Origin of the sequence: Desulfovibrio sp. SGI.102 (genome assembly GCF_050314315.1) — a bacterium.
Classification (GTDB): Bacteria; Desulfobacterota; Desulfovibrionia; order Desulfovibrionales; family Desulfovibrionaceae; genus Desulfovibrio.
Map to the genome: position 1 here is coordinate 1 of NZ_JBNPNC010000099.1, position 3,678 is coordinate 3,678.

The following is a 3,678-nucleotide window of genomic DNA, read 5'->3' on the forward strand; positions in this document are numbered from 1 at the left end:
TCCGAACAGGAACAGCTCCTTCTCGATACCATCGCCGGCAAGAGCAATCCCTATGCTGAAAAGCATCCCCGCCTGTACCGTCTGGTGGCTGCCTTTGAAGGTAAAAAGCCCCATATCGACGTGGAGCGCGCGCTGCTGTTCACCGAATCCATGAAGCAGACCGAAGGCGAACTGCTGGTGCTGCGCTGGGCCAAGGCCCTCAAGCACATCGGCGAAAACATGACCGTCTACATCGACGATGATCAGCTCATTGCCGGCCGTTGCGATCAGCAGGGCGCCCGTTACGGCATCCTGTATCCCGAACTGGACGGCGACTATCAGGCGTCCGCCCTCAAGGAACTGCCCGGCCACGAGGCTTCCCCCTTCGACGTCAACGCCGAAGACGCCCGCGCCGTGGAAGAGACCATCACCCCCTACTGGAAGGACAAGACCTTCCACCAGGATCTGAACAGCCGTCTGGATCCCGAGTCCCACCGCCTGGCTTATGCCGACAAGGGCGGCTACATCTCCCGCTACATCTGCTGCGAAACGGCCTCCAATCGTTCCAGCCTGCAGTGGTGCCTGGACTGGGAACGCCTGTTCAAGCTGGGCTTCAAGGGCATCCGTGAAGAAGCCCTGGCCCGCATGGCCGAACTGGATCCCGACGATCCGGTGGACCAGAGCGAAAAGCGTCCCTACCTGGAAGCCATCGTCACCGTCAGTGAAGGTATCGTCACCTGGGCCCGCCGCCATGCGGAACTGGCCCGCCGCAAGGCCGCCGAAGAGACCGATCCCCGCCGCAAGCAGGAGCTGCTGACCATCGCTTCCAACTGCGAATGGGTGCCCGAGAACCCGCCGCGCACCTTCCATGAAGCCATCCAGGCCCACTGGTTCACCCAGGCTTTTGCCCGCCTGGAGCAGAAGATCAGCTCCAACCCCACCAACGGCCGTATGGACCAGCTTTTCTGGCCCTACTACCAGAAGGACCTGGCCGAAGGCCGCATCGACGAGGAGGGCGCCATCGAGCTCTTCCAGTGCATGTGGGCCAGTATGGCCCAGTGCCTGGACCTGGCCATCACGCCCTACAACAAGGCCACGCATGAAGGCTATTCCCACTGGGAAGCCGTGACCGTGGGCGGCCAGACCCGCGACGGCCGCGACGCCACCAACGAGCTGTCCTACATCATCATGCGTTCCAAGCGGGAATGCCCCCTGCATTACCCCGACCTGGCCGCCCGTGTGCACAGCCGTTCTCCCGAGCGCTTCCTGACCGCTGTGGCCGAGATGATCAAGCAGGGCTGTGGCTTCCCCAAGCTGCTCAATGACGACGAGATCATCCCCCTGCATCTGGCCAAGGGCGCTCCCCTGGAAGACATCTATGACTATGCCGCTTCCGGCTGCGCCGAGATCCGTATGCCCCGCGTGGATACCTACACCAGCGGCCATGCCCAGATGAACTTTGGTGCCGCCGTGGAACTGGTGCTCTACAACGGCCGCATGAAGAAGTACGGCGACGAACTGCTGACCGTGGAGACCGGTGACGTGCGCAACTTCACCACCTGGGAAGAGTTCTGGCAGGCCTACGCCACCCAGCAGAACTACCTGATGCGCCACGCCTTCATGCAGCAGTACCACATCATCAAGGCCCGCGCGCAGCACTTTGCCACGCCCATCTCCGATGCCCTGCATGTGCTGGCCATGAAGGAATGCGTGGACCTGCACCAGGATCACCACTACGAAGGCGGCCTGGATCTCGGCTACTTCGAATGCCTGGGCTACAGTACGGCCATCGACTCCCTGTCGGCTGTCCGCAAGCTGGTCTTCGACGACAAGAAACTGACCATGCAGGAGCTGCTGGACGCGCTGGAATGCAACTTCGAAGGCAAGGAAGACGTCCGCAAGATGCTGCAGAGTGCCCCCTGCTACGGCAACAATGATGATTACGCCGACAGCATCGGTCTGGAGATCGACCGCCTGGCTCAGGAATTCAGCAAGAAGTACGCGCCCCGTCTGGGCATCAAGTGCGACTTCCGCATGGTGCCCTTCACCTCGCACGTGCCCTTCGGCCGCGTGGTCTCCGCCACGCCCAACGGCCGCAAGGCCTGGACGCCGCTGTCTGACGGCTCTTCCGCTTCGCACGGCGCCGACGTCAACGGGCCTACCGCAGTGCTGCTCTCCAACTTCAACTCCAAGAACTACAATATGTTCCAGCGTGCCGCCCGCCTGCTGAACATCAAGTTCACCCCCAGCTGCCTGGCCGGCAAGGAAGGTACCCGCAAGCTGGTGAGCTTCATCCGCGCCTTCGTGGACCTGCGGCTGTGGCATGTGCAGTTCAACGTGGTCAATCGTCAGACCCTGGTCAATGCCCAGAAGGATCCCGAAAAGTACCGCGGCCTCATCGTCCGCATCGCGGGCTACAGCGCCTACTTCACGGAACTGTCCAAGGATCTGCAGGACGACCTCATCGCCCGTACCCAGCACGAGCAGGTCTAGTAAATCGCCAATCCAACCTCAGGGAGGGGGCTTCGGCCCCCTTCCGCCTTTCGGGAGAGATGCCATGTCGGACAAGAATCGCGGTACCGTTTTCAACATCCAGCGCTATTCCGTGCATGGCGGCCCGGGCATACGGACGCTGGTCTTCCTCAAGGGCTGTCCGCTACGCTGCCTGTGGTGCAGCAATCCCGAATCCCAGGAGGCCGCACCGCAACTGGCGTACAATGCGGACAAATGCCTTGGCTGCGGGCGCTGTGTGGCCACCTGTCCCCAACAGGCCCTGCGCCTCGAGCAGGACGGCATCCATCGGGACAGGGAACGCTGCGATCCTGCTTGCCGTGCCTGTGCGGAGGTTTGTCCGGGACAGGCGCTGACCTTTTACGGCAAGACCATGACGGCCCGCGAAGTGCTGGACAAGGTGGAAGAAGATGCCGCCTTTTATGCCCGCTCCGGCGGCGGCCTGACCCTGAGCGGCGGCGAGCCGTTGCAGCAGGGGGATTTTTGCCTCTCCATCCTGGAAGAGGCGGAACACCGGGCCGTGCATACCGCCATGGAAAGTTGCGGTCAGGCCCCCGAAGAGACCATCCTTGCCGCCTGCGGCAAGCTCGACTACCTTTTGTTCGACATCAAGCATCTGGACAGCGAGGCCCACAAAAAGGCGACGGGCATGGGCAATGAGCGCATCCTGCGCAACCTTGCGGCTGTGCGGAGCGCGTATCCGCATCTGCCCATCCACCTGCGTACGCCGCTCATCCCCGGTATCAATGATGACGAAGAGCTGATCCGGCGTATCGTCGAATTGGCCCGTTCCATGGATGCCGTCCATTACGAGCTTTTGCCCTACCACCGCATGGGTGAGCAGAAGTACCGCTTTTTGGGCAGGGAATACCCCTATGGCGGCCCTGCTCAGGTAGACGCCGGGATACTGGCGCGCCTGCGGAGTATCGTCGAGGAAGTTTTCCCGGAAAAGGACTGATATCCGTTAAAGAATGTATCTCCATTGCCGGAATATCCTCCAGTGCTGTCAGCATTGGAGGATATTTTCATTTTTGAATATAGGTATGTATTGATTTTTTATCCTGATAATAGAATGTTGTTTATGTATTACTTGAATAGATCATGTTATATGTTTTAATAGCTATTTAGAGAATGTCCGGCATACATCTTGCTATACTAGTTTCCTCCAAAGGATACAGGCCAAAGCAA

2 protein-coding genes are annotated in these 3,678 nt (G+C 60.2%); both read left to right on the plus strand.

What is annotated here, in order from left to right; genetic code table 11:
- Nucleotides 1–2,472, plus strand: a 2,472-nt coding sequence (hpsG, locus tag ACQRCJ_RS12130) for a (2S)-3-sulfopropanediol dehydratase (protein WP_427799910.1), incomplete at its 5' end; no start/stop codon positions are given.
- Nucleotides 2,473–2,536: 64 nt separating this feature from the next.
- Nucleotides 2,537–3,448, plus strand: coding sequence for a glycyl-radical enzyme activating protein (locus ACQRCJ_RS12135; protein WP_427799911.1), 912 nt, complete (start codon nt 2,537–2,539; stop codon nt 3,446–3,448).
- Nucleotides 3,449–3,678 lie beyond the last annotated feature (230 nt).

Bases quoted from the DNA above. Each gene is read 5' to 3' on its own strand.
- ACQRCJ_RS12135 (WP_427799911.1), top strand. From the start codon at position 2,537: ATGTCGGACAAGAATCGCGGTACCGTTTTCAACATCCAGCGCTATTCC.